This window comes from Siminovitchia thermophila, from assembly GCF_016909185.1.
Taxonomy (GTDB): domain Bacteria; phylum Bacillota; class Bacilli; order Bacillales; family Bacillaceae_C; genus Siminovitchia; species Siminovitchia thermophila.
Window position 1 is genome coordinate 1 of record NZ_JAFBFH010000047.1, and the last position, 23,658, is coordinate 23,658.

General features: G+C 44.2%; 19 protein-coding genes, 1 pseudogene and 2 other annotated features. Of the genes and pseudogenes, 13 read left to right on the forward strand and 7 right to left on the reverse strand.

The window, feature by feature from the left end; all coding sequences use genetic code 11:
* Positions 1–902 precede the first annotated feature (902 nt).
* The 3 genes from JOC94_RS21140 to JOC94_RS21150 are packed head-to-tail and all read right to left on the reverse strand — an operon-like array spanning position 903 to position 4,791.
* Complete coding sequence (locus JOC94_RS21140) at positions 903–2,141, reverse strand: Ger(x)C family spore germination protein (RefSeq protein WP_077113201.1); 1,239 nt, start codon at positions 2,139–2,141, stop codon at positions 903–905.
* Positions 2,138–3,229, reverse strand: coding sequence for a GerAB/ArcD/ProY family transporter (locus JOC94_RS21145; protein ID WP_205180305.1), 1,092 nt, complete (start codon positions 3,227–3,229; stop codon positions 2,138–2,140). The genes JOC94_RS21140 and JOC94_RS21145 overlap by 4 nt, the downstream gene beginning before the upstream one ends.
* Complete coding sequence (locus JOC94_RS21150) at positions 3,226–4,791, reverse strand: spore germination protein (RefSeq protein WP_236017178.1); 1,566 nt, start codon at positions 4,789–4,791, stop codon at positions 3,226–3,228. The genes JOC94_RS21145 and JOC94_RS21150 overlap by 4 nt, the downstream gene beginning before the upstream one ends.
* Positions 4,792–4,929: 138 nt before the next feature.
* On the opposite strand from JOC94_RS21150, the gene JOC94_RS21155 reads away from it, so the two are divergent.
* Together JOC94_RS21155 and yhfH are read left to right on the forward strand one after the other, a co-directional pair.
* A complete protein-coding gene (locus JOC94_RS21155; protein WP_077113203.1) occupies positions 4,930–5,412 on the forward strand; it encodes a hypothetical protein in 483 nt (160 codons plus the stop codon).
* 446 nt (positions 5,413–5,858) lie between these two features.
* Positions 5,859–5,987 (forward strand): protein YhfH, encoded by a 129-nt coding sequence (yhfH, locus tag JOC94_RS21160; protein WP_077113204.1) that lies wholly within the window; start codon positions 5,859–5,861, stop codon positions 5,985–5,987.
* 562 nt (positions 5,988–6,549) lie between these two features.
* Here yhfH and JOC94_RS21165 read toward each other — a convergent pair.
* Positions 6,550–7,668, reverse strand: a complete 1,119-nt coding sequence (locus tag JOC94_RS21165; protein WP_077113206.1) for an IscS subfamily cysteine desulfurase — start codon at positions 7,666–7,668, stop codon at positions 6,550–6,552.
* Between the two features lie 516 nt (positions 7,669–8,184).
* Here JOC94_RS21165 and nadB point away from each other — a divergent pair.
* From nadB to JOC94_RS21185, 4 genes are all read left to right on the forward strand, one after another.
* Positions 8,185–9,762 (forward strand): L-aspartate oxidase, encoded by a 1,578-nt coding sequence (nadB, locus tag JOC94_RS21170; RefSeq protein ID WP_077113208.1) that lies wholly within the window; start codon positions 8,185–8,187, stop codon positions 9,760–9,762.
* Positions 9,731–10,582 carry a carboxylating nicotinate-nucleotide diphosphorylase gene (gene nadC / locus JOC94_RS21175; protein WP_077113209.1) on the forward strand — a complete coding sequence of 284 codons (852 nt, stop codon included), beginning with the start codon at positions 9,731–9,733 and terminating at the stop codon, positions 10,580–10,582. Before nadB ends, nadC begins: the two co-directional genes overlap by 32 nt.
* A gap of 71 nt (positions 10,583–10,653) precedes the next feature.
* On the forward strand, positions 10,654–11,760 hold the full coding sequence (gene nadA, locus JOC94_RS21180) for a quinolinate synthase NadA (RefSeq protein ID WP_077113210.1): 1,107 nt from the start codon (positions 10,654–10,656) through the stop codon (positions 11,758–11,760).
* Between the two features lie 296 nt (positions 11,761–12,056).
* A complete protein-coding gene (locus tag JOC94_RS21185) occupies positions 12,057–12,896 on the forward strand; it encodes an SAM hydrolase/SAM-dependent halogenase family protein (RefSeq protein WP_205180307.1) in 840 nt (279 codons plus the stop codon).
* 179 nt (positions 12,897–13,075) lie between these two features.
* On the opposite strand, the gene JOC94_RS21190 is transcribed toward JOC94_RS21185, so the two are convergent.
* Complete coding sequence (locus JOC94_RS21190) at positions 13,076–15,073, reverse strand: penicillin-binding transpeptidase domain-containing protein (protein WP_077113212.1); 1,998 nt, start codon at positions 15,071–15,073, stop codon at positions 13,076–13,078.
* A gap of 129 nt (positions 15,074–15,202) precedes the next feature.
* Between JOC94_RS21190 and JOC94_RS21195 the strand changes: the two genes are divergently transcribed.
* From JOC94_RS21195 to fbpA, 5 genes and pseudogenes are all read left to right on the forward strand, one after another.
* Complete coding sequence (locus JOC94_RS21195) at positions 15,203–16,132, forward strand: manganese-dependent inorganic pyrophosphatase (protein WP_077113213.1); 930 nt, start codon at positions 15,203–15,205, stop codon at positions 16,130–16,132.
* A gap of 645 nt (positions 16,133–16,777) precedes the next feature.
* A complete protein-coding gene (gene pheA, locus JOC94_RS21200; protein WP_077113214.1) occupies positions 16,778–17,599 on the forward strand; it encodes a prephenate dehydratase in 822 nt (273 codons plus the stop codon).
* Positions 17,600–17,612: 13 nt separating this feature from the next.
* Positions 17,613–18,332, forward strand: coding sequence for a DsbA family oxidoreductase (locus JOC94_RS21205; RefSeq protein ID WP_205180309.1), 720 nt, complete (start codon positions 17,613–17,615; stop codon positions 18,330–18,332).
* A 304-nt stretch (positions 18,333–18,636) separates the two neighbouring features.
* Positions 18,637–18,807: pseudogene (locus JOC94_RS21210) on the forward strand (ferredoxin--NADP(+) reductase); the annotation flags it as partial.
* Positions 18,808–18,995: 188 nt separating this feature from the next.
* The gene (gene fbpA / locus JOC94_RS21215) at positions 18,996–19,172 is read left to right on the forward strand and encodes a Fur-regulated basic protein FbpA (RefSeq protein ID WP_205180311.1); all 177 of its coding nucleotides are present in this window, start codon (positions 18,996–18,998) and stop codon (positions 19,170–19,172) included.
* A 4-nt stretch (positions 19,173–19,176) separates the two neighbouring features.
* Here the strand turns inward: fbpA and JOC94_RS21220 are convergent, their stop codons facing one another.
* Positions 19,177–19,620: a threonine/serine exporter family protein gene (locus JOC94_RS21220; protein ID WP_077113217.1), complete on the reverse strand. Its 444-nt coding sequence runs from the start codon at positions 19,618–19,620 to the stop codon at positions 19,177–19,179.
* Positions 19,621–19,667: 47 nt separating this feature from the next.
* A complete protein-coding gene (locus JOC94_RS21225; RefSeq protein ID WP_077113218.1) occupies positions 19,668–20,414 on the reverse strand; it encodes a threonine/serine exporter family protein in 747 nt (248 codons plus the stop codon).
* Between the two features lie 106 nt (positions 20,415–20,520).
* Positions 20,521–20,760: a binding site (T-box leader), on the forward strand.
* Between the two features lie 44 nt (positions 20,761–20,804).
* Positions 20,805–21,052, forward strand: a binding site (T-box leader).
* A 62-nt stretch (positions 21,053–21,114) separates the two neighbouring features.
* On the opposite strand from JOC94_RS21225, the gene trpE reads away from it, so the two are divergent.
* Entirely contained in the window at positions 21,115–22,509 is a 1,395-nt protein-coding gene (gene trpE / locus JOC94_RS21230; RefSeq protein ID WP_236017179.1) for an anthranilate synthase component I, read from the forward strand.
* Between the two features lie 323 nt (positions 22,510–22,832).
* Positions 22,833–23,234, forward strand: a complete 402-nt coding sequence (locus JOC94_RS21235; protein ID WP_205180313.1) for a DUF6157 family protein — start codon at positions 22,833–22,835, stop codon at positions 23,232–23,234.
* The last annotated feature ends 424 nt before the right edge of the window (positions 23,235–23,658 follow it).

Below are 23,658 nucleotides of genomic sequence, written 5' to 3' on the forward strand. Positions count from 1 at the left end.
ACTCCCACATCAAAATCTTGAGTGAATACAAAAGGTCTAAGTGTGAGAAAACGGCACCTAAATGCCCGATTGGTTCAACTAACATTCAGTAGGAGATGAAGAACCCTCCTCCTGAATGAAGTTTCACTTTATCCCGCATGTAAGGTGCCGTAAGCTCCCACATCAAAATCTTGAGTGAATACAAAAGGTCTAAGTGTGAGAAAACGGCACCTAAATGCCCGATTGGTTCAACTAACATTCAGTAGGAGATGAAGAACCCTCCTACTGAATGAAGTTTCACTTTATCCCGCATGTAAGGTGCCATAAGGCTCCCACATCAAAATCTTGAGTAAATACAAAAGGTCTAAATGGGAGAAAACGGCACCTAAAATGCCCGATTGGTTCAACTAACATTCAGTAGGAGATGAAGAACCCTCCTACTGAATGAAGTTTCACTTTATCCCGCATGTAAGGTGCCGTAAGGCTCCCACATCAAAATCTTGAGTGAATACAAAAGGTCTAAGTGTGAGAAAACGGCACCTAAATGCCCGATTGGTTCAACTAACATTCAGTAGGAGATCGAAGAAACCTCCTACTGAATGAAGTTTCACTTTATCCCGCATGTAAGGTGCCGTAAGCCTCCCACATCAAAATCTTGAGTAAATACAAAAGGTCCAAGTGTGAGAAAACGGCACCTAAATGCCCGATTGGTTCAACTAACATTCAGTAGGAGCCCTACTGAATGAAGTTTCACTTTATTTCCAACCGCTAAAATAAAAAAGGATCGGGAAAGCGGCAGTCATGATTGCCATGATAGCCGCTCCAAATTTATTTCCCTCTTTCCAAGCATGCTTGGTCAATCCCCATGTGTAATACATTAAAAATAAGGTAAGGATGCCAATGAACAAAAATTGCACGGGCGATCAGTCCTTTTCTGACGGTTTTATCGGGATCGGCTTGATTTGCGCCCCAAAGTTTTCGATCGTTACTTTAAAGCGCACATCGACTTTTGCATGCTGATAGTGCTTCTCCCAATCATATTTTTGAAAATCTTTCATTGTCCAAAAATGTTTTCTTGCATTAATGTGCCAAGCGAACGGTTCCCCTTTATATTCCACTTTGGTTTTTTTGATCAGTTTCAGCGCATCTTTTTCCAACTGCTTTTCTATCGACTTTTTTAAAATGGTTTGGTTCTTTTCATTTGTCGTATAGTTGGTGAGCCCGGGGTTGGACCTAACTTGTAATTTGATTGGAACAGAAACAGCAACTTTCAAGGGGTCTTGATTAGGAGATACGTTAATTTTTGTATGCCCGTCCTTTATGACCCTTGCCGAGATTCTGAACTTCTCATTTAAAGGGTCTATAAACGAAGCAACAAACGAGTTTATCGGTGATTTCCGCTTTATTAGCAAAGCCATCCTTGTCTCCTCCCCGTTTAGGGTACCGATCATTTTTCTGTTTTGCATGACGGCAGAACCGATCATCTGGACAGGGTCCCCGGCTTTTTGAGGAACTTGCCCGGCCTTATACGTATCTTCATCTGTATGAACGGTCTCATTTCTTTTGGTTGTGGCATAGATGATCAAGGCTAGCTCTCCTTCCGACCGATGGTAAAAGTTATTTAAATTGGATTTTGAAACAAGCCCTGTACTGTCCCATCTTTCCTCCATGAATTCATAATATTTATGCGGGCTGCTTTCCAGCGCCGGCTTGTTTTTATGAATATAATCACTCGCCTTTTCTTGCGATACGATCATAATACTTTCCCGCCGCAGTTCTGGGTCAATAACAGCAGAATCAATGATGTGGCGAAATTCATCGGTTTTTGCCAACTCTTCCCCGATAATAATAGTCCGTAAATGGGCAAAGGTAACTTTTCTGGATAGGGAAGACTGGGTAAGCTCTTTTGCAGAAAATATATCTGGAGCTGAAACAGATATAATATTAGACGGCTGTTCGTTTTGTGCTTCCGCGGCTTTTGAGGTATTTACTTGAGGATTGGCAACCTGAAAGGTGACCGATATCAAGTGATCCTTTTCATCTTTGTCCAGCCCCAGTGCGATGACAAAGGCCTGCCTTTCCAGTTCTTCTTTATCTCCACAGCCCGTTGTCAAAAATATAATCGAAAAGGCGCTAAACAATAGCAGAAAAAAACGCTTCATTTTTTCTTCCTCCCCTTAAAGCGGTCAATTCCCCATAAAAGCACGGGAAGAGAAAAGAAAAAGCCTGAACCAATCTTTAATAACAGTTTCCTTGCTTCAAATCCTTGAAAATAATTGTCTGGCATTAATGCCAACAAAATGATCAGGCCTGTTAATGGCAGCAAAAGCCGTTCAAATTCGTTGAAGCGGATCAACTTGCCCAGTAAAAATGCACAAATATAAATATAAATGGCAAAACGAACAGCCGCCCCCATAAACCACAATCCCAGAAAAATAGCTTCCACATGGTTAGACAACGCTCCAACAGCAGCCAACCTAGTCAGGTGATGGTACGGATAAGCAATACTTTCAACTGACGGGTAGTCAAACATCATAATAAATGCCGCCATAAAAATAACCATTTTTGCGGAACTCACACTGAAGCTCCAAATGGATGCTTTTTGAAAAGATTTATAAGTGCGCACAAAGGGAGCAAGCAGGAAAAGGATAATAATATCCCCTCCCAAAAACGAGCTGTAGCTGATTCCCCCTTTTATAAGGTCCCACATCCCCGGGCCGGCAATTGGAAAAATAAACCCCGGTTCCAGATCTTTTGTTACAAAAATGATAAGAAGCACAGCGGAAACAAGGATAGCTGGTGTGATTAGCCAGGCTGTACTCCCAATTGTTTCCAAGCCGCGGATGGCGACAAGAAGGCACGTAGCCATCGCAACCAGCAAGATCATAAACACCGAAGTGTGCGGATAATACATGGTAATGACAATATCCGCATAACTGCGGGTGTTTATTACAGTTGTTGCCATAGATAAACTGATAAATATAAACGTGATGACGCCCCCAAAAAATTTTCCCGTCAATTTATTGGCCATTTCAATCAGCCCGACTTGATGCTTACGAAACAATCCCAATAACAAAAGGAAGGGAATGAGAAAAAAAAGAAATGAAAAAATGGGTAACATCCAACCAGCATTTATTCCAGTGTTTAGGAAAATGCTTGGGGTTGTGTCCGTTACTTTAATGGCCAGCATCAAAAAAATAATGGAAAACAATTCTCTCGTCCCCAGCTTGCCATCGGTAGCTTTGATCATTCTTTCGCCTCCCCTTTCGGCGCTGCTCTAATCTTTCTTTGCGGAGACATGTTTTGCGGTCTCAGCCACTGTTTCTTTAAAACCGGGCGCAAAAACAAGTCCTTTGATGAAGGAGTATAAGGGGCAAGCGGCGAAAAGAATGGCACACCAAAAGCTTTAAGCGAAGCGGCATAGGCCATGATAGCTGTCAATGCCAAAGCAATGCCGATGAAGCCAAGAAAATTGGCGGCAAAGAGCAGGCAGAAACGAAGAATCCGGACGATCACACTCAAGCCGATATCCGGAATGGCAAAAGAGGCCAGGCCTGTAATCGACACAATAATGACCATAATAGGACTGACAATATTCGCCTCTACGGCTGCCTGGCCAAGAATTAAGGCACCTACAATTCCGATGGTGGCGCCTAGTGGGGTGGGAACCCTGATTCCGGCCTCTCTTAAAATTTCAAATGTTATTTCCATCAGCACAATCTCCCAAAGAGTTGGAAAAGGGATCCTTTCTCTTGTTCCAGCCATGGCAAGGAGAAGATCTGTCGGAATCATTTCCGGATGAAAAGTTGTGACTGCCAGAAAAAAAGCCGGAGTCAACAAGCCGATAAATAAGGCGATTAAGCGGATGATTCGTGAAAAATTGCCGTAAGGCATACGCAAAAATTGATCTTCCGCCGTTTGGAACAATGACCAAAACGTAATGGGTGTCACCAATGCGACGGGAGAGTTATCCATCAGCAAAATGACGTGTCCTTCGAGTAAAAAAGAACAGGCACGATCAGGGCGTTCTGTCGTCATGCATGACGGAAATAAAGAGCTGGGCCTTTCTTCGATCACTTCTTCCAGCATGGAAATTTCCAGTATAGCATCCTGCTGAACTTCCTCTATTCGTTTTTTTACCGTGGCAACAAGCTCTTTATCCACGATGTTTTGAATGTATAGCACCGAAACTTGCTGGGGAGACTTCGTCCCTACAGTGACAATTTCTGTTATTAAGTGATGATCTTTTAATTGCCGGCGAATAAGGGAACGGTTAACTTGCGCGGACTCGATAAACGCCGTTTTAGGCCCCTTCACAACGGTTTCGGCTGTCGGCTCCGTTACAGAACGGCTTTCAAAACCGTTCGTATCAATTAGGATTCCGTCTCTTTGCCCATCTATCAAAATCAAAGTGCTGCCATTCAACATATTTTCAACAGCTTCTTTAATTTTCGTTATTTTTTTGCCGCTTGCAGTCGTCAGGACATTATGCATAATATCCGTTACGATATTGATTTCATTCCGAACAGTAGATTGTGATTGTGGTTCAAGAAGAGGCTTTATAATTTGCTGATCGATCATCTTCGTATCAACCGCTCCGGCAACGAATAAAATGAGAGCATGCCGGTTGATGGACGAGATGTACAGCTCCCTGAATTTCAAGGCATTATTCGTTGGATAGTAAAATAATTGTTCAAAACGCTTTCTGTTTTCCGTTATTTTATTGGAGAAAACCTCTAGCTCTTGTTCCTTTTTTGTCCCATCCTTTGATTGTTTAGCTTTCATTAATTGCTTTTTTTTGAAGAAGTTCAATGAGCGTACCTCCAGCCAACATGGACTATGTTTGTTAATATGGACATTTTCTGTAAAAAAATGCATTTTACGTTTAATCTTGGGCCGATTGTGATAGGGGATGATTGCACGGATTATTTTTATGGGGGAGACCCTTTCATGTTTACTTGGAATGACATGATTACGTTCGTTTGGGCATTCTTCCTGACGCTTCCGCTCGTGGCATTCATCCATTCCGCGGGCCACTTGTTTTTCGCGTTACTTTTCGGCGGGAAAGCGAAAGTTGTCTTGGGGCAGGGCCGATTGCTCTTATCGTTGGGAATCTTTAAGATGCGGATGTTATATTTCGTTGATTGCTACAGCTATTACGAAGGTTTAAAGGTGAACAACCGGATTACCCAGACGCTTGTTCGGGCCGGAGGAGTCATTTTTAATCTGTTATCCATTATTTTGGTGAATTCGGCTATTTCCGCCGGATATTTGCCGAAGCACATGTTTTTTTATCAATTTGTCTATTTTTCTGTTTATTATATTTTCTTTGACCTGCTGCCGACCGAATATGGCGAAGGTCAGTATAGTGACGGCAAGGCGATTTGGGACATTTGGAAGAAAGGGAGCGAGGAAAAAGAAAAGAGCCGCTAATCGGTCTGGGGGCGTCGAAAATCCCCTGACAACATCGACTTCTCAATTGTTAGGCAATCAATAAATAGCTTTCATTCTAAGAATGTAGGATGCTCAGCCGCTTTATCGGTAACGAATAGAGGTAAATGGTTTGCCCGGAAATTGCGCTTTGTTTTTACAGTAACTTCAGGGTGAAAGTCTGCCATAACTACTGCGTAGATAGTGAACAAAGCAGGTGTTTTTTTCAAAATAAGAAATAAACACCTGCTTATCTATAAGCTAATGACGCAGTCAAATAATAAACGATGATGCAGCCAGCGAAAGGGAAATAACATAACTGAAAACCGGAACATACCAAGTGGAACATTTGTCTCCACAAAAAATCACTACAGATATATAACAGATGTTGACATTTTTAATCTGTTATAATACAATATGCTTAACAACGAAAAGGGAGGATACGTCCAATGATGCCAATCGAATTTTACCGGAACATTCCAGCCAAACAATGTTGCCAATGCGGAGAAGATATGCAAGAAATGCATGAATGCTATTTTAATGAGTGTGAGCGGTGTTTAAGCAAAGTAGAGGAGTAACAAATGAATAAAATATTGAAATGTTAACAATCTGCCAGTTTCATTGAATGAATTGGCGGATTTTTCTTTTGGACAATTTTCTTGAGTATACTGTCAAAAGGTAACAGTAGATGAACGCTTAAAAAAGCCATATTCAACTCATGTTCTTAAGCAGTGATTGGCTTGGAATGGCAAAGTCAGTTGTTTATAATTCCTTGACATTCGTTTATTCTTTACGGGAAGTTTATTGATTTTGGCTTGTCCACAATGTCCCTCAGCTTTTTCGGGTCAGCAAAAAGGAGTCTTTTTACTTGATTACATTTCGGGCTGGCTGTTTGGAAAAACGCTCTTACATCTTGAATCCAACGCAGTTATTCTGTCATGGCTGTTACCAATTCGGATAGCGGTTTCATCTTCCTGTACGGAGATATGTTTAGAATCGTTATTTGAAAGCCAGAATCGTTCGATTTTAAAAGAAGAAATGCAAAAATAAGAGCTAATTTTTCTGAAATATAAGAAAAATATCTATAAAGTTTAAGAAACCAGCAATGAAAAGACCGGTTCCGGAAAAATCCGAAGCCGGCTAGTATTGGTTGGCTATTTTTACAAGCGTCTCCCCAAGCTGTATGACATCTTCCTCAGTAGTTTCCCGCCCGAAAGAAATACGGATAAATTCTTTCGCTTCTTTTCCTGTAATGCCCATGGCTGTCATCGTTTTGGACGGTGTTTGTAAATGTGCGGAGCAGGCGCTGCCAGTGGAGATCGCAAAGCCGCGGCGGTTGCATTCCAGCATGACAAATTGGCCTTCCAGCCCTTTTAGCCGCATTCCGACCGTGGAGGGCAAATCGGAATTGTAGATGATAAAAGCAGACTCAGCAGGTGAGAGTGATTGAATAAAAGCTTCTCTTACATGGAAAAAGTGTTCTGCCTGTATTCTTTGTTGTTCGACTGCTCTTTTGGCCGCAACAGACATGGCAGCCACCGCAGGAACATTGACGGTTCCCGGACGAAATCCGCTTTCGTGAGTTGTACCAGGATAAAAAGGTTTCCAGGTCAGCGAAGGATTGATGTATGTAACGCCAATCCCTTTCGGTCCATAAAACTTGTGTCCTGAAATCGTCAAGCTGTCAACCATAGGAGAAATGGTTGACATATCTGCTTTGCCAAACGTTTGAACACAGTCACTATGGACAAGAATGCCATTGTGCCGGCAAAGTGCTGCCATTTCCTTGATAGGCTGGATTGTGCCGATCTCCGGATTTCCATGCTGGATGCTTACAAGCACCGTGTCGTCACGGAGAGCGCTCTGGAATTCACTTAGATTGATTTTCCCATCTGGTTGAAGCGGCAAAAATGTGATGTCGTAACCGGATTTTTTTAATAGTTTCATTGTATTGGCAACCGATGAATGTTCGGCCATGCCGGTCACAATGTGCTTTCCTTCTTTGGGAGAAGCCGATAGCAAGGCCTGAATCGCGAGGAAGTTCCCTTCGGACCCCCCACTTGTAAAATAAATGCCATCTTTAGGAGCCCAGAGCAATTGGGCAAATTCTCCCCGGCAATGTTCCAAAAGCTGTCTGGCTTTGTCTCCAATGTCATGAAGACTGCTTGCATTGCCATAAAATTCGGCAGAAGCTTTTACATATGCTTTGGCCGCCTCTTCATCCAGAGGACAAGAAGCTGCATAATCAAAATATTGCACGATTTCCCCCCGCTTTCTGTTGTTGACTACAAATACAGCACTAGACATGGCAAGTACATTATTTCTGGAATGTATCGGACAGAATGTCCAGCAGCGCAGGTGCAGTGACAGGACAAGGAATGCTCATCAGTATATTTGCGCTCGAAAGAAAAAATCCGTTTTTCGAGATGGTTGCCGCTTGCGCTTGTGTTTTTATTCTTACAGGAAAGGCGTTATTGCGGGGCAATCATCAGGAAAAACGCAAGTTTTTTCAAAAAAAGTGATGTTAAGCCGCTAGGCGTTATCGTCTTGAGGCCCCATTTTTTGAAATGTTCAAGAAGCAGTTTCAAAAGTTGGTGCAGACGGCCATTTTCCTATAGTGTCTGTCTTTGTAATCTGTCTCATTCTTCCCGCTTAAGGCCGGACGCTTGGGCTTTTCTTGTTAAAAACCTCTTTTTATAAAAAAGAACTTGTCATAAGTGTAAATCTATGTAAATATATGTGTCAAGACACCTGTAAACAACCAGGAGGAGAATCATGAAAAAAGCGAGCGTCTTAATCATAGGAAGCGGGATCGCCGCTTTAAAGCTGGCGAAAGAAATTCGCAGTGGCATAAATGTGATCATTATCACAAAGTCCTCTCTAAAAGATGGCAATTCAAACTTGGCTCAAGGAGGAATTGCGGCGGCGGTTGGTCCAACTGATCATCCATCAACACATGGTGCTGACACAATGAAAGCCGGCGGTTTCCATAACAATCCTGATGTCGTTCGGACTATTACGAAAGAGGCGCCAAAGCTTATCTGTGGTCTTGTAAACGAAGGTTGTCCTTTTGATCGAGATGAACAAGGAGAAATCGTTCTCGGCATGGAAGGAGCCCACACTAAAAAAAGGATCGTTCATGGGGGCGGAGATGCTACCGGCGCAACGCTTATGGAGCACTTTGTCGCCAACCTCCCCGACAATGTCACAGTCTTTGAAAATATGTTTGCTTATGAATTAATAATAGATTCGGCAATCGGGAAATGTACAGGAGCGAAAGCGAAGGATGTCAACGGAAAAGTCGTGTGTTTTTTTGCCAAGCATGTAGTAGTGGCAACAGGCGGCTGCGGCCAGTTGTATACCCATACTTCAAACGCACATTCCGTTACTGGCGACGGTATTGCGCTTGCATACAGGGCCGGAGCCGAATTGACCGATATGGAATTTATTCAATTCCATCCAACACTTTTATATATCGACGGGCAGACTCGCGGCCTTATTTCGGAAGCAGTCCGTGGAGAAGGCGGAAGACTCGTGGATGACACTGGCCGACCTATCATGAACGGTGTTCATCCACTTGGCGATTTGGCGCCAAGACATATCGTAGCGCAAACCATATATCACCATTTGCGGGAGAGCAATCCTGTATTTCTTGATGTGTCGTATGTGGGCAGCTTTTCGAAAAGGTTTCCGACAGTCGCCTCTCTTTGTGAAAAAAATGGCGTCAATTGGCATGACGGAATTCCGGTTGCACCGGGAAGCCACTTTCTCATGGGCGGAATCAAGACGGATCTGATCGGCAGGACGAATGTTTCCGGACTGTACGCGATAGGGGAAGCCGCTTCAACAGGCTTTCACGGCGCGAATCGGCTTGCAAGCAATTCGTTGCTGGAGGGGCTGTTTATGGGGAAAAGCCTGGCCGAATGGGTACAGGCAAATCCTTTTAAAGAAGAAGCTTTTTTAGATGCAAAGCCAAAGAAGAAGTTTGTTCGTCCGCCAGAGGGTTTGCCGAAAAAGCAAGACATCCAGAGGTCGATGATGGATCACGTTGGTATAGCCCGGACGGAAAGGGGCTTGCAAAAACACATTTACTGGTTGGAAAATGCTCGAATCAGGCAATGGTTGGCGGCAAGTTTGGACGACTTGAAGACGGAAGAGATAGAGCGGGTTTTCATGGGGATTACCGCCTGGCTTGTGGCGGATTCCGCTTTAAAAAGAACTGAAAGCAGGGGAGGTCATTTTCGTCTCGACTTTCCTTGTGAAAATAATCACGTATGGACAGGAAAAAGAATTATACAATGCAGAAAAAGGATGGGACAAAATGAACAAACTGAAGCTTCGGTTGCTACTTGAACAATTTTTTTTGGAGGATATCGGCGACCGTGACGTCTCGAGTCAAATCTTCGCACATCGGGAGCATGGCCAAGTCGTTTTTATTGCAAAGGAGGAGGGGATTTTTTGCGGAGAAGATGTGATTCAAACCGGATACGCGGTATTGGACCCGGCGATTGGGCTTGACATAAACGTGAAGGACGGCGAGCGCGTTGAACGGGGGCAGCGGCTGGCCATTGCTTCCGGACCAATCAAAAGCTTGTTAAAAGGTGAGCGTGTCATCTTGAACTTGGTTCAGCGGATGAGCGGTATCGCGACCAAAACAGATAAAGCGGTTGAAACGCTGCGCGGAACCAAGGTAAAAGTATGCGATACGAGGAAAACAACACCCGGATTGCGAATGCTTGAAAAATATGCCGTCCGTTGCGGTGGGGGTTACAACCATAGGTATGGCCTGTACGACGGGGCAATGGTCAAAGACAACCACATCGCCTTCGCCGGATCTATAAAAAAAGCGGTCCAAGCTATCAGGGAAAGCGCAGGCCATATGATCAACATTGAAGTCGAAACGGAGACAAAAGAACAAGTGATCGAAGCTGTTGAAGCAAAAGCCGATGTCATTATGTTTGATAACAGAAGCCCCGAAGATATACGCGAATGGGTGAAGCTTGTTCCCGAAGGGATCATAACGGAAGCATCCGGAGGTATCACAATGGATAACCTCAGGGACTACGGAGAAACAGGAGTGGACTATATTTCTCTCGGTTTTTTGACACACTCGATTTCCTCGTTCGACATAAGCGTAAAAGTGGACATTTGTGTATTGAGAGAAACCTGCTGAGGGAGGTTGTGTCGTCCAAGCTCATTTTTGTTGTAATCACATCATTTATCAAGACTAGGAGGAGACAGAGTATGAGTATTTTCGAAACGTTGGAAAAGCAGTCTCATATACTTCCGGATAAGTATCGGAATATGCCAACACAAGAATTGGAAGCGAGAGTGCGTGATATAAAAGCGCAGCTTGGAAAAAAGCTGTTCATTCCCGGCCACCACTATCAAAAAGATGAAGTTATCCAATTCGCCGATGTGAGAGGGGATTCGTTGCAGCTTGCGCAAATGGCGGAGAAAAATCGCGAAGCCGAACATATCGTATTTTGCGGGGTTCATTTTATGGCGGAAACAGCCGATATATTGACAGTTGATAATCAAAAAGTGTATTTACCGGACATGCGGGCGGGATGCTCGATGGCGGATATGGCTGATATTTATCAGACGGAACGGGCATGGGAAAAGCTTACAAACATATTTGGCGATACCATCCTGCCACTCACATACGTTAATTCAACAGCCGCCATTAAATCTTTCGTCGGCCAAAACGGTGGCGCCACGGTCACATCTTCCAATGCTGAAAAAATGGTTCAGTGGGCGTTCAAGCAAAAGGAGCGGATTCTCTTTTTGCCCGACCAGCACTTGGGGAGAAATACAGCTTACAGTCTGGGCATCAGTCTCGATGAAATGGCGGTGTGGAATCCGATCACGGACGAACTGGAGTATGATGGACCGGTGGAAAATATCAAAGTACTTCTTTGGAAAGGCCATTGCTCTGTTCACGAAAATTTTACAGTGAAAAATATCGAAGAAGTCCGAAGAAATTATCCGAATATGAACATCATCGTTCATCCGGAATGCAGGCGTGAAGTGGTTGCCCTTTCAGACATGGCGGGCTCCACAACCTACATTATCAATATGATTGAAAAAGCAGAGCCGGGGTCCGCCTGGGCCATCGGTACTGAAATGAACCTTGTGAATCGCTTGATACAGGAACACCCGGACAAGCACATCATTTCGCTTAATCCCCATATGTGTCCGTGTCTTACGATGAACCGGATCGATCTCCCGCACCTTGTTTGGTGCCTCGATACAATTATGGAAGGCGAAGGCCATAATGTGATTCAAGTTGATGATAAAACAGCCACCTTTGCCAAAATGGCGCTGGATCGGATGCTGGAACGATCTTGATCAGAATAGTACGGATGTGAAGTAAGTTGTTGGGCATGAACCTGGAATTGTCCCGGGCTCATGCCTTTTCATTTAACATTGACTCGTTTGTATTCAAAAAATTCATCCTGTATCAGAATAGATAAAGGATACTATGCTTTCATCTCTCCCCGGAATCGATTTGCGCACATTCAATTGGAAAAAAGTGTGTAAAATAGGCGGAGACCTTTTGACAAAGGGCTCGCCGTGTATTAAGATAGCGTATTATTCGCAACATTTTTTTAAGCCCAAATACATCATGGGAGAGGAAGAAAGCGGTGGGTAACCCCTTAATTTTTCAATCGGATTTTGGATTGGCAGATGGTGCTGTCTGCGCTATGTACGGCGTGGCCAATTGTGTTGATCCGGCTATCAGAATATTTGATTTGACTCATAGAATCCCGCCTTTTGATATATGGGAAGGCTCTTACCGGCTGTTGCAGACAATTGAATACTGGCCGGAAAATTCGGTTTTCGTATCGGTGGTGGACCCTGGGGTTGGAACAGACCGTCGGAGTGTCGTCGCGCGAACGGCTTCCAATCATTGGGTCGTGACACCGGACAACGGCACGCTTACTCACGTTCATAAAGAAATCGGTATTAAGGAATTAAGACTCATCGATGAAACAATAAACCGGCTTCCGAACTCTGGTGCTTCCCATACATTTCATGGCAGGGACATTTATGCCTATACTGGCGCTCGTCTCGCTTCGGGAAAAATGACATTTGAGGAAGTGGGTCCAAAGCTGGATCTGGGTCTCATTGTGACACTGCCTTATATCGACGCATACCGAAAAAACGGCAAAGTATACGGAATGGTCGATGTGTTGGATGTTCGTTACGGCAATCTTTGGACGAATATCAGCAGACCTGCGCTCATTGATTTGAACATCGACTACAATGATAAAGTAAATGTAGCCATTAAGCACAATTCTATTTTAGTATATAACGAAACCATGATTTACGGACGCTCGTTTGCGGCCACCAAAAAAGGGGAGCCCCTCGTATATATTAATTCGCTCGATAATGTGGCTATTGCCATTAATCAGCAATCTTTTGCTAAAAAATATGGCATCGGAACGGGCATTCATTGGAGAATTGAAATAGAAAAAGCTTAGTGCCGGACATACTTTGACTAGTAAACAGACTTAGTACTGGTTTGACCAGTAGACAGACTTAAAAAAGACAGCGGGTGTGGATCGGTATTCAACCGGGCAGGCAGTCCATTCTTTTTTACCGTTTCAAAGAAAAATATGTGTTCAAAAAAGGGACGGCCCCAAAAGGCCACCCCTTTTCTTTATTTCCCCTCAAATATCTTTTTCACTTTATTGACGGCAATTTCTGAACCGCCCCGGCCTTCAACGCCCTCGACCATCAAGGCGATCAGCAGCTCGGGATTTTCCGGATTGTATGCCACGAAAAAGCCGTTTTCTTTTCCTTTCTCCCCTTGTTTTGCTTTTAACTCGGCCGTTCCTGTTTTACCCGCGAGCGGATAATTAGGTATTCTCGCCGAACGTGCTGTTCCACTAGGATCTGCTACGACTTTCACTAGCGCATCTTGAATAGCTGTCGCTGTCTGTTCGCTCATCACTTTTTCTTTCCAAACGGTTCCTGGTTTTTCTTCTTTTACCAATATTGGCTGAATCATGTTCCCTTTGTTCGCAAAAGGAGTGTATGTTGCGGCCAAATGAACAATGTTCATCTGGATCTTTCCTTGTCCGTACGCGGAGTCTGCCAATGCAATGTCAGAATCGATGTCTCCGATTTTCGATTGCTCAAGCGGGTATCCATAGGAAGGAATATCTTCTTCAAACCCAAACGATTGTAACCCCTTCGTAAACTTATCTTTTCCGAGGTCAAGGGCCGCCATCGCAAAATAAATGTTGTCCGATAAAATGAGCGCTTTTTCCAAATTGACCGGACCATTTGCTTCTGTCACTCTGGTAACGGAATAGCCGCCCCAGGAGGAATCTTTTTTCCAGGACTTGCCGTTAATATCGTACGTTTTTTTCCAATCGACTGCGCCTGCTTCAAGGGCTGTCGCCGCGGTAATCGGCTTCATCACCGAACCTGGTGCGAAGGATGCTTTAAAACGGGTGAGGAGCGGCTCTTTGTCATTTTCTTGTAATGCTTTCCACTCTTCGGCACTCGCGCCTAAAGAAAGCATATTTGGATCGAAACTTGGGCTGCTTGTTAAAGCGAGCGTTTCGCCTGTTACCGGATGCAAAGCGGCGGCCGATCCCACTTCGTCTTTCAGCTCGTTAAAAACGGATTGTTGCAAACCCGAGTCGATTGTCAATTGTACGCTTTCTCCGTCTTTTACAGGTTTTTCCGCCAGTACGGCCTCAGAGTCGTTTTTCTTTTTGATTAGAATTTTGACACCATTTTCTCCTTTTAGTTGTTTTTCAAAAACCTGCTCCAAGCCTCTTTTTCCGATTACATCGGATGATTGATATCCGGAACCGGCTTTTTCCAGCTCTTCTGCCGTGATCGGACCCACATAGCCGATCAAATGGGCCGCCGCCTCCCCGAGCGGATAAACCCGTGCTTCTACGCTTCGGTTACTAACGGAAGGAATGCTTGTTGCTTTTTCAAGCAACTCCGTATCATCACCCGGTATTTTTTTCAACGGTACAAAATGTTCCGGCTGTACCCATGATGCAGATAATTCTTTTTTAATGTTTCCAGGTTCCAATCTAAGCAACTCAGCTACTTTCGTAATGATTTCCTCTTCTTGGTCTCCCATTTTTCCGGGAATGATCCCGATCTCCGACACTTTCCCTGTAACGGCAAGCCCGACGCCATTCTTGTCCACAATATCCCCGCGTTTCGCAGGTGTCATGGAAAGGCTGATTTTATCGCCCTCTTCAAGATCGGGAAAAATAAACGTTGTATCCCAGTTTACATACCAGTTTTTATTATCATTCTGTTCCTCTTCCGTGAGTACTGCTTTATGGTCAAATGAAATCTTGCCTGCAATACTGTCCATTTGGACTGAAAAAGGAAATTGGACTTTACCATCTTTTTCCTTCACTTCTTCAGGCTTTTTAAAAGTTATTTTTACATTTTTAATGTTCAAGTCTTCGTATATCTTTTTATATCTATTGGCAAAATCATTTTTGGAGACTTTTTCCTTGGCATCTGCCGAAAGATAATCATACATCTTATTAAAATCCTGGTCGTTCCATTCATCAACATACGCAGCAAACCGTTCTTCTGGTTGTGGCCCCTTATTGCAAGCCGCCATTGTGAGCCCGGCCATTAATACAAGCAGCATAACGATCCATTTTTTCATCGCTCATTCGCCCCCTCTATTGTGTTATTTTAACATTATAGGGGGTTGAAAGCAGGGAAAAAATCATTCAATATGTTAAAATAAATGGTATTGACGAAATCATATATAAAGAGAGTAAGGAGAAGAGCGATGGAAAAAACACTCATTTTTGGACATAAAAATCCGGACACTGACTCTATCTGTTCTGCACTTGTCTATGCCGACCTGAAAACGAAATTGGGCGAAAATGTTGAGGCGGTTCGCCTTGGGCCAATTAATGGCGAGACGGAATACGCGCTCAATTACTTCAACGTTGAGGCGCCGCGTGAAGTCAACACTGTGGCCAACGAAGCCAAAAAGGTTATTTTGGTTGACCATAATGAACGTCAACAAAGTGCGGATGACATTACCGAAGTACAAATTGCTGAAGTGATCGACCATCACCGGATCGCCAACTTTGAAACGAGCGACCCGCTTTATTTTCGGGCAGAACCAGTCGGCTGTACGGCAACAATTTTGAAAAAAATGTACGAAGAACACGGAGTGGAAATTGAACAGAAAATCGCTGGTCTCATGTTATCTGCGATTATTTCCGACTCTCTGTTGTTCAAATCTCCAACATGCACCGAACGTGATATCGAAGCCGCAAAAGAACTGGCGGCAATAGCGGGTGTCGATGTGGAAGCATACGGAATGGAAATGCTCAAAGCCGGGGCAGACGTGAGCGGAAAATCGGTTGATGAATTGTTGTCGCAAGATGCCAAGCAGTTTCAAATGGGACAGGCAAAAGTGGAAATTGCCCAAGTCAATGCCGTTGGCGTCGAAGACGTACTTGTGCGCAAAGCTGAAATTGAAGAGGCGCTTGAAAAAGTGATCGCCGAGCGTGAACTCGACCTTTTCCTTTTTGTCGTGACCGACATTTTAACAAACGACTCAACCGCCATTGCGGCTGGAAAAGCAGCTAAATCGGTTGAGCAGGCCTTTAACGTCTCACTTGACCAAAATCAATGTGTGTTAAAAGGCGTTGTGTCCCGGAAAAAACAAATCGTTCCATCTTTAACAGAAGCACTCAGCAAATAAGGAACGGGATTGAAAAAGAGGCATCATATCAAAACAGCAGCAGGGCTTTGCGAGTCAAAGCCCTTTTCACAAATGATCAGTGATGAATGGTTAGCGTAAAAAATGAAAATGTGTATCCCAAAGTAGAAGTGCCGCTAGGCACCCTTGTGTACCCAAAGGCTTTGCGCTGGCAAGTTTACTTTACAAGGTGAGAAATATAACATTTGTATGAATATTCGCGCGGAGTTGGCCGGCGACTGGCGTTTTCCAGTTATAGCGCCTGTAAACTTCGCTCTCCTTGAAGAAGTTCCGCTTTTTCTGCGTGGTTGTTTTTTCGAGGGAGTGAATTTAAAGCATGATAAGCCAAATTCAGCCCGACACAAAACTCCACAAAGGTTATGCTAACGAAGCGAATGCATGAACTTTGAAGCAATCTGCTAGGTACTGCGCCGCCCCTTTACTATCAAGGTAACCGAAAAACGTAAAGGGGAATCAACTGCCAGTCAAATCCCGATTAGCTCAACTAACAATCAGCGGAAAAGCTCTCGCTGTTTGAAGCTTCGCCTGATCTCATTGTGGAATGCTCGAGTTTGTACGTTGTTCAACAGGCGCTTGCGCTTTTCTTAAAATACAAATTTATCAATTACTTAAAGGGGTAAGTTAATTTTGAATGTAGCTTATTTAGGGCCGAAGGGAACGTTTTCGGAGGAAGCCGCCCTTCGTTATTTTCCGCCAAATGGCGTGGAACTGATTATGCACGACAGCATCTTTGACGTGATAGAAGCTGTGGCGCAAGGGGAAATGGATAAAGGAATCGTCCCGATTGAAAATGCGATTGAAGGTACGATCACATTAACGACCGATGGATTGGTCACAAACAATGTTTGGATTGAAGGGGAGGCGATTTTGCCTGTCGCGCTTCATCTGTTGACGGTCGAAGGGGCAGATGTTGACGACATTCGCGAAGTTTGGTCCATAGCCCCTGCACTTGCGCAATGCCGGAACTTTATCAGAAAAATGAATGCGAAAATAAAACATTACAGCAGTACGGCGAATGCAGCCGCATCGCTTGTGAAAGCAGACGATAAGCATGCCGGTGCCATCGCATCCGAATGGGCGGCCAAAACATTCGGCCTTGAGATCGCTAAAAAAAATGTCCATGATTTTGAGGGGAATTCAACAAGATTTATCATCATTTCAAAGGAACATACCGAGGTGCCCGAGGCCACCAAATCAATGCTCCTGATTACGCCGATGCAAGACCGTCCGGGATTGCTGGCCATCATTTTAAATGTCTTTTCCTCCCTTGATATCAACTTGTCTTGGATTGAATCCCGGCCGACGAAGAAAAAGTTGGGGACGTACCGATTTTTCGTTGAAGCGCAATTGGGCGCACACGAAATCAATTTGCAAAAGGCCATATCCATTTTAAAAACGTATGGCCATGATGTCCGGGTGTTGGGCAGTTTCAACTCCAAACAACTGTAAAAGAGGTGCTCTTATGAAAATTGAAGTTTGGTCCGATTATGCCTGTCCTTTTTGCTATATTGGAAAGCGCCGTTTGGAAAAAGCATTAAATCAATTTGCCCATCGCTACCAGGTGCAAGTAGAGTTTAAAAGCTTTGAACTTGATCCCGACGCTCCGCGGGACACAGAAAAAAGCAATCATGAAAGGCTGGCGGAAAAATACGGAATGACTGTGGAGAAAGCAAAGCAAATGGGGGAAAACATCCGTCAGCAGGCAGCCGACGAGGGGCTGGATTTTCAGTTTGATACATTGATTCCAACCAACACGTTTGATGCCCACAGGTTAACCCATTTTGCCAAAAAGAAAGGGAAAGGCCAGGAGATGGCGGAAAAATTGCTGTATGCCTATTTTACAGAATCCAAACACCTTGGCGATCATGCTGTTTTAGCGAATATCGCTGAAGCATCGGGCCTTGGCCGGGAGGAAGCGCTGGCAGTACTTAAGGATGACTCTGCTTACGCGGCGGAGGTCCGCCATGATGAAAGAGCGGCGCAGCAAATGGGTGTGCGTGGTGTGCCATTTTTCGTTATCAATCAAAAGTACGGGATTTCAGGTGCCCAGCCGATGCAAACCTTCCTCAATGCCCTGCAAAAGGTATGGGATGAAGATGAACAAGCACCTGTTTTACAGGATCTTGGAGAGGAAGGGACAGCTTGCGGGGATGAGGGCTGTGACATACCTGAAGAAAAATAATCCATCATAACCTTTACTTTAGGCTACGGGAGCGACTTTCCTGCGTCCCCTCCCTGGCCATCCGTTTTTTGAATATCATCCAAAACTTCGACTTAGCAGGATTTCTACTATCATGATCGGGCCTCTGATTTTGATCACTCTGTATCTCCTCTGCCAACATACTTTCTTTGACAAAAAGTTACTTAAATCGACCTGGTTTTTCGACATTTTTCTAAAAAGTTAGAATGTAAGGGTTTATATTAAGAAAGGATTATGATAGCTTACTGTTTAAGTATTTGGAATGTTCTATCCAAAAAGGGAAGTAGGGGATATTTGTACATATGAGGGGAAAGTAAAGTTGATCGCGACCGGATTTGGAGAAGCGCCTATTGCAATCAGCAATGCGAAATTGCACATTGATCCAGACGCCAAGCTTCAACCGCTTCACAGTACTTCCGTAATGGGAAAAAAAGAAAAACAAGCAGTTTCAATCTGACCTATAACATGACATAAGAAACACTCACAAGCTCCAGCCTTGTAAGTGTTTTTTTGTTTCAAAAACGGTGGGAAACCGCTCTTGCGAACCTATAAAGAAGACGATAGATTTAAATATGAGTTTACAAATAGGAATTATGAGGTTTAAAATAGAGTAAACCTATCAGGATGAAAAGGAGAGGATCTTAGTTGGCTCAAGCGGTAAAAAGCAGACGAAAAGACTTAATCGCTCAGTTGACGGCTATTAGGATTATGAAAAAAGAGGACCTATTACAACTATCCTTGTCGGAATTGGAAAAAGAATATCGAAACATTCATCCGCATTGCGGAGTCGATTCGATTCGCTGGATTCGAAAGAAACTGTAGAAGGCTATGCTTTTTTGGCTCCCATTCTTGAAACAAGCTGGACAAACACCTCGGCAAAAACAAGGCCCATCGCAATCGCTCCGGAAATGATGAATGCTTTGGAAGCAAGCGGAATTGCACCTGAATAATCATTACTCACGATATGACGCATCGCCTCATAGGCGGCACCGCCAGGAACGAGCGGGATAATGCCGGCGACGATGAAAATAATGATCGGTGTCTTATAATACTTCGCCAATCCGTGGCCGGCAAGCGCCACCGCAAAAGCGCCGACAAATGATGCCTGCACCGCATCGATGCCAGAATCTGTCATCGTCCGAAAAAATATCCACCCGACTGTTCCGCAAATTCCACACGAAACCAATGATTTTCTCGGCGCGTTAAAAATAATGCCAAAACCCGCCGCTGATATAAAACTCATCACTATCTGTGTCAACATATACGACATCAGAAACACTCCTAAACATGGAAAAATTTGGCGGCCATGGGCTCGCCTCATACAAAAAACGAAAATACCAACGCAACTCCCGCGCCGATGGCGAACGCCGTCAAAAACGCTTCGGCTCCCTTCGAAACACCCGCCATAAAATGTCCCGCCATTAAGTCACGGATTGCATTCGTAATGAGCAACCCGGGAACGAGCGGCATGACGGAAGCAATAATGATCAAATCAAGATTCCTTCCGAATCCGAACTGAACTGATAAAACTGCCAGCCCGCCAATAACAAATGACGCGAAAAATTCGGCAAACAATTTTACCTTTGAGAGATAATGCGCAATCAGTAATATAATAAATCCGGCTCCGCCAATCAATGCCGCTGGAAGATAGTCGATCCACATACCTTTAAACATAAGCAAAAAACTCCCACTTGCCAGTGCGGCGGCCACAACTTGCAGCCAAGCAGGAAAAGACAAGCTTTTTTCATCAAGCTGTTTGAGCATTTGCTGTGCTTCGTTCAGGTTGATCTCGCCTTTGACCATCTGTCTGGAGATGCTGTTGACGAGTGCAATTTTTTCCAAATCCGTACCTCTTTCATTCACTCGTGCAAAATGCGTTGTATACATTGGTTCAAGGTTAAACATGACGACAGTCGGTGTTACAAAGCTTTGGCTGTTCGGAAATCCGGCCGCTGCAGCCATACGTGTCATTGTGTCTTCCACGCGATATGTTTCCGCTCCGGCTTGTGCCATCATGCGCCCCGCCAAAAGGCAAATATCAATGAGCAGTTGCTCTTTTCCCATCAACGCATTCCCCCTATTCCCGCCTTATTTTATCATACACACCTTGCATGAGAAAAAAAGTATTGACAATACAAAAAAAGTTTTATAATATCAAATACAATCATAATGCACGGCTATGAAGAAGAATAGTACCCTCCGTAACACTGAAGAGAGCCGGTGGTTGGTGCAAATCGGCGTGAATGCGGCGGGGAATGGGCTTCCGAGCTTCCAAACCGAACCCTGCGGGGGTGTAGGCTTTGGCGAAACATCCCGTCGTTACAAGGGAGAACGCATGAGATACTCATGCTGTGAAGAGAACTGTTTTCAACAGTTAAAAAAGGTGGCACCGCGGTCCCTCGTCCTTTGGATGAGGGGCCTTTTTGTCTTTTGGAAGATAAACAATAGCATATGACAATCGCGTTGAGCAAGAAGAGTACGTTTGGGCACTTTCGGTACAGAGAATCGGTGTTGGTGGAAATCCGGTGCGAAATCCCGAATGGAATGGGCTTGCGAGCTGTTTTCTGAATATGAGTAGGGAAACACGGGGCTTCCACCGTTACATGGATAGGGCATCGGAAATTCAAATTCCCGTGCCTGAAACGAGATGGAAAGACTTTTTCCAATACGAGGTGGCACCGCGGCGAATGTTCGCCCTCGAATAAGCATTGATACGCTTGTTCGGGGGCTTTTTTATTTTAAAAAATAGTAAAGGAGAATCGACATGAACAAAACAATCCAACCGGGAATGAAAATGAAAAAGCTGAACGGAGACATTTTAACACCAATTACAGTATTTTTACGATTGGAGGGTAAGAAGAAATTTTTGCTTGAAAGCTCCTTGAAACATAACGAGCAAGGGCGCTACTCTTTTATTGGCGTAAATCCGATTATGGAAATAATCAGTGAGGGAGATCAAACGAGCATCGTTTCAAAAAATGGGAAAGTAGTAAAAAAAGAAACGGGCTTTCCGCTTCAAATTCTGCAACGTACGGTACCCAAAATAGAGCTGGATGTTCCTTTTCCTTTTTACGGAGGCGCAGTTGGCTACGTAGGCTATGATGCCATCCGCCAATACAACAAAATCGGCGAGGAACTGGAAGATGAAATAGGCATGCCGGACATTCATTTCATGGTGTACGAAGACGTCATCGTCTTTGACCACTTGGCTCAATCCATTTATATTTTGGCCATCAACCTGGATGGAGGCCGGACAAATGAACAATTGGAAGAGAGAATAATAAAGCTGGAAGAGCAAGTTTTCCACGGCCATACAGATGAAACATTGGGAGAATGCCAGATCGACTTTGAACCGCAAATGGAAAAAGAGGAATTTATCAGGCGTATTGAGGAAGCAAAAGGCTACATTTTAAAAGGAGAAGTGGAGCAAGTCGTCCTTTCACAAAGAATGAGCGGGGAAGTGAAAGCCGATCCGTTTCATTTTTACAGGGTGCTGCGAAACTCTAACCCTTCACCATATATGTTTTTTGTGGACTTCAAAGAATATGTGGTTCTCGGTTCCTCTCCGGAAAGCTTCATCAAATCAAACGGCAACAAAATCCAAACGAACCCGATTGCCGGTACAAGGCGACGTGGGCATACCGAAGAAGAGGATCGTGCACTTGCGGAGGAACTCATCACGGATGAAAAAGAACTGTCCGAACACCGCATGCTGATTGATTTAAGCCGGGAAGACATGGAAAAAGTGTGCGTCCCCGGAAGCTTTGACATTAGAAGCTATATGCAAATAGAGTACTATCGCCATGTCATGCACATCGTCTCGGAAGTCGAAGGCATCTTGACAGAAGGCTGTTCCGGGTTGGATGCCTTAATCTCTTTGCTTCCTGCGGGAACCGTATCCGGCTCCCCGAAAGTACGGGCCATGCAAATCATCAACGAACTCGAAGATGTAAAGCGCGGTGTATACTCTGGAGCACTCGGATACGTCAATGCGAACGGCGATGTCGACTTCGCCCTTGCCATCCGCTCCCTTGTTATAAAAGAGGGACGTGCGCACCTTCAAGCCGGCGCCGGCATCGTTCACGACTCCGTACCGCGGCTCGAATATAAAGAAACGATGAATAAAGCGCGGGGATTGCTGAGCACAAAGCCTTTGTAGCGGAGGAATCCCCTGGAATTTAGTCATCAAGTTGTTGAGATCGTCCCCGTCTTACGGGGGTAAACGCAAAACAGACATCGATAAAATTGTGCTTAAAGTAGAAGGTGTCCAATCAGGGTCTAGGCGTCTTTTGTTCTTTGGACACTCTTTTCTTTTCAAATACGTTGTGATTTCAACATTTGAATGGTACTTTTTTAAAAGATATACTTTTTAAGACAGTTCCGTTATCGCGGAAGGTATGTAAAGATGAATGGGCATTTTTCTGTACGTAATTATAAAGTAATGAACGATGATGAGAAAAAACTTTTCGAAGGGGGATTACGGTGAGCTACAAAAATACATTCATTACAAGTTCCGAGGATTCAACGGTTGATTCGGCTGTAGAGCCTGTTCCAAGAAACGGCAAGCCCACGATCGCCTCTATTCAATATGAGCTCATTAAGCATAATCCCTACAAATATACAGAAGAAGATGTGCAATTTAAAACCTATTTAATCAAACATCAAATGGAATTGCATCATACAGAAGAGATGCGAGAGCATTTTTTTTCAAAACCACAGGCTTGTTTTCGGGCTTCCCCCTTAGTGAAAAAATATGGCTGGGGAATACATTATGATGAACAGGGAAAAATTGCCTTATACGGTGTAAACAGTGAAGCATATAATAGATTTCTCGATTTGGAAAACATCACTTTATTAAAGGGAATGCGCTCAAAAAGGAAGTAAGCTGGTCCGCCACTTGGATTCCAAAGATACGGCGGACCCTCGCGAGCATGAACCCAAGCGCCTATCGTCTGAATGTCGTTCCGGTTAATCCGAACCTACGATTTTATCCCGCATGTAAGGTGCCGTAAGCCTCCCACTTCAAAATCTTGGGTGAATACAAAAGGTTCAAGCGGGAGAAAACGGCACCTAAATGCCCGATTGGTTCAACTAACATTCAGTAGGAAAAGGAGAAAACGCCTACTGAATGAAGTTTCACTTTATCCCGCATGTAAGGTGCCGTAATACTCCCACATCAAGACCTGAGTAGATACAAAAGGTCTAAGTGTGAGAAACGGCACCTAAATGCCCGATTGGTTCAACTAACATTCAGTAGGAAAAGGAGAAAACGCCTACTGAATGAAGTTTCACTTTATCCCGCATGTAA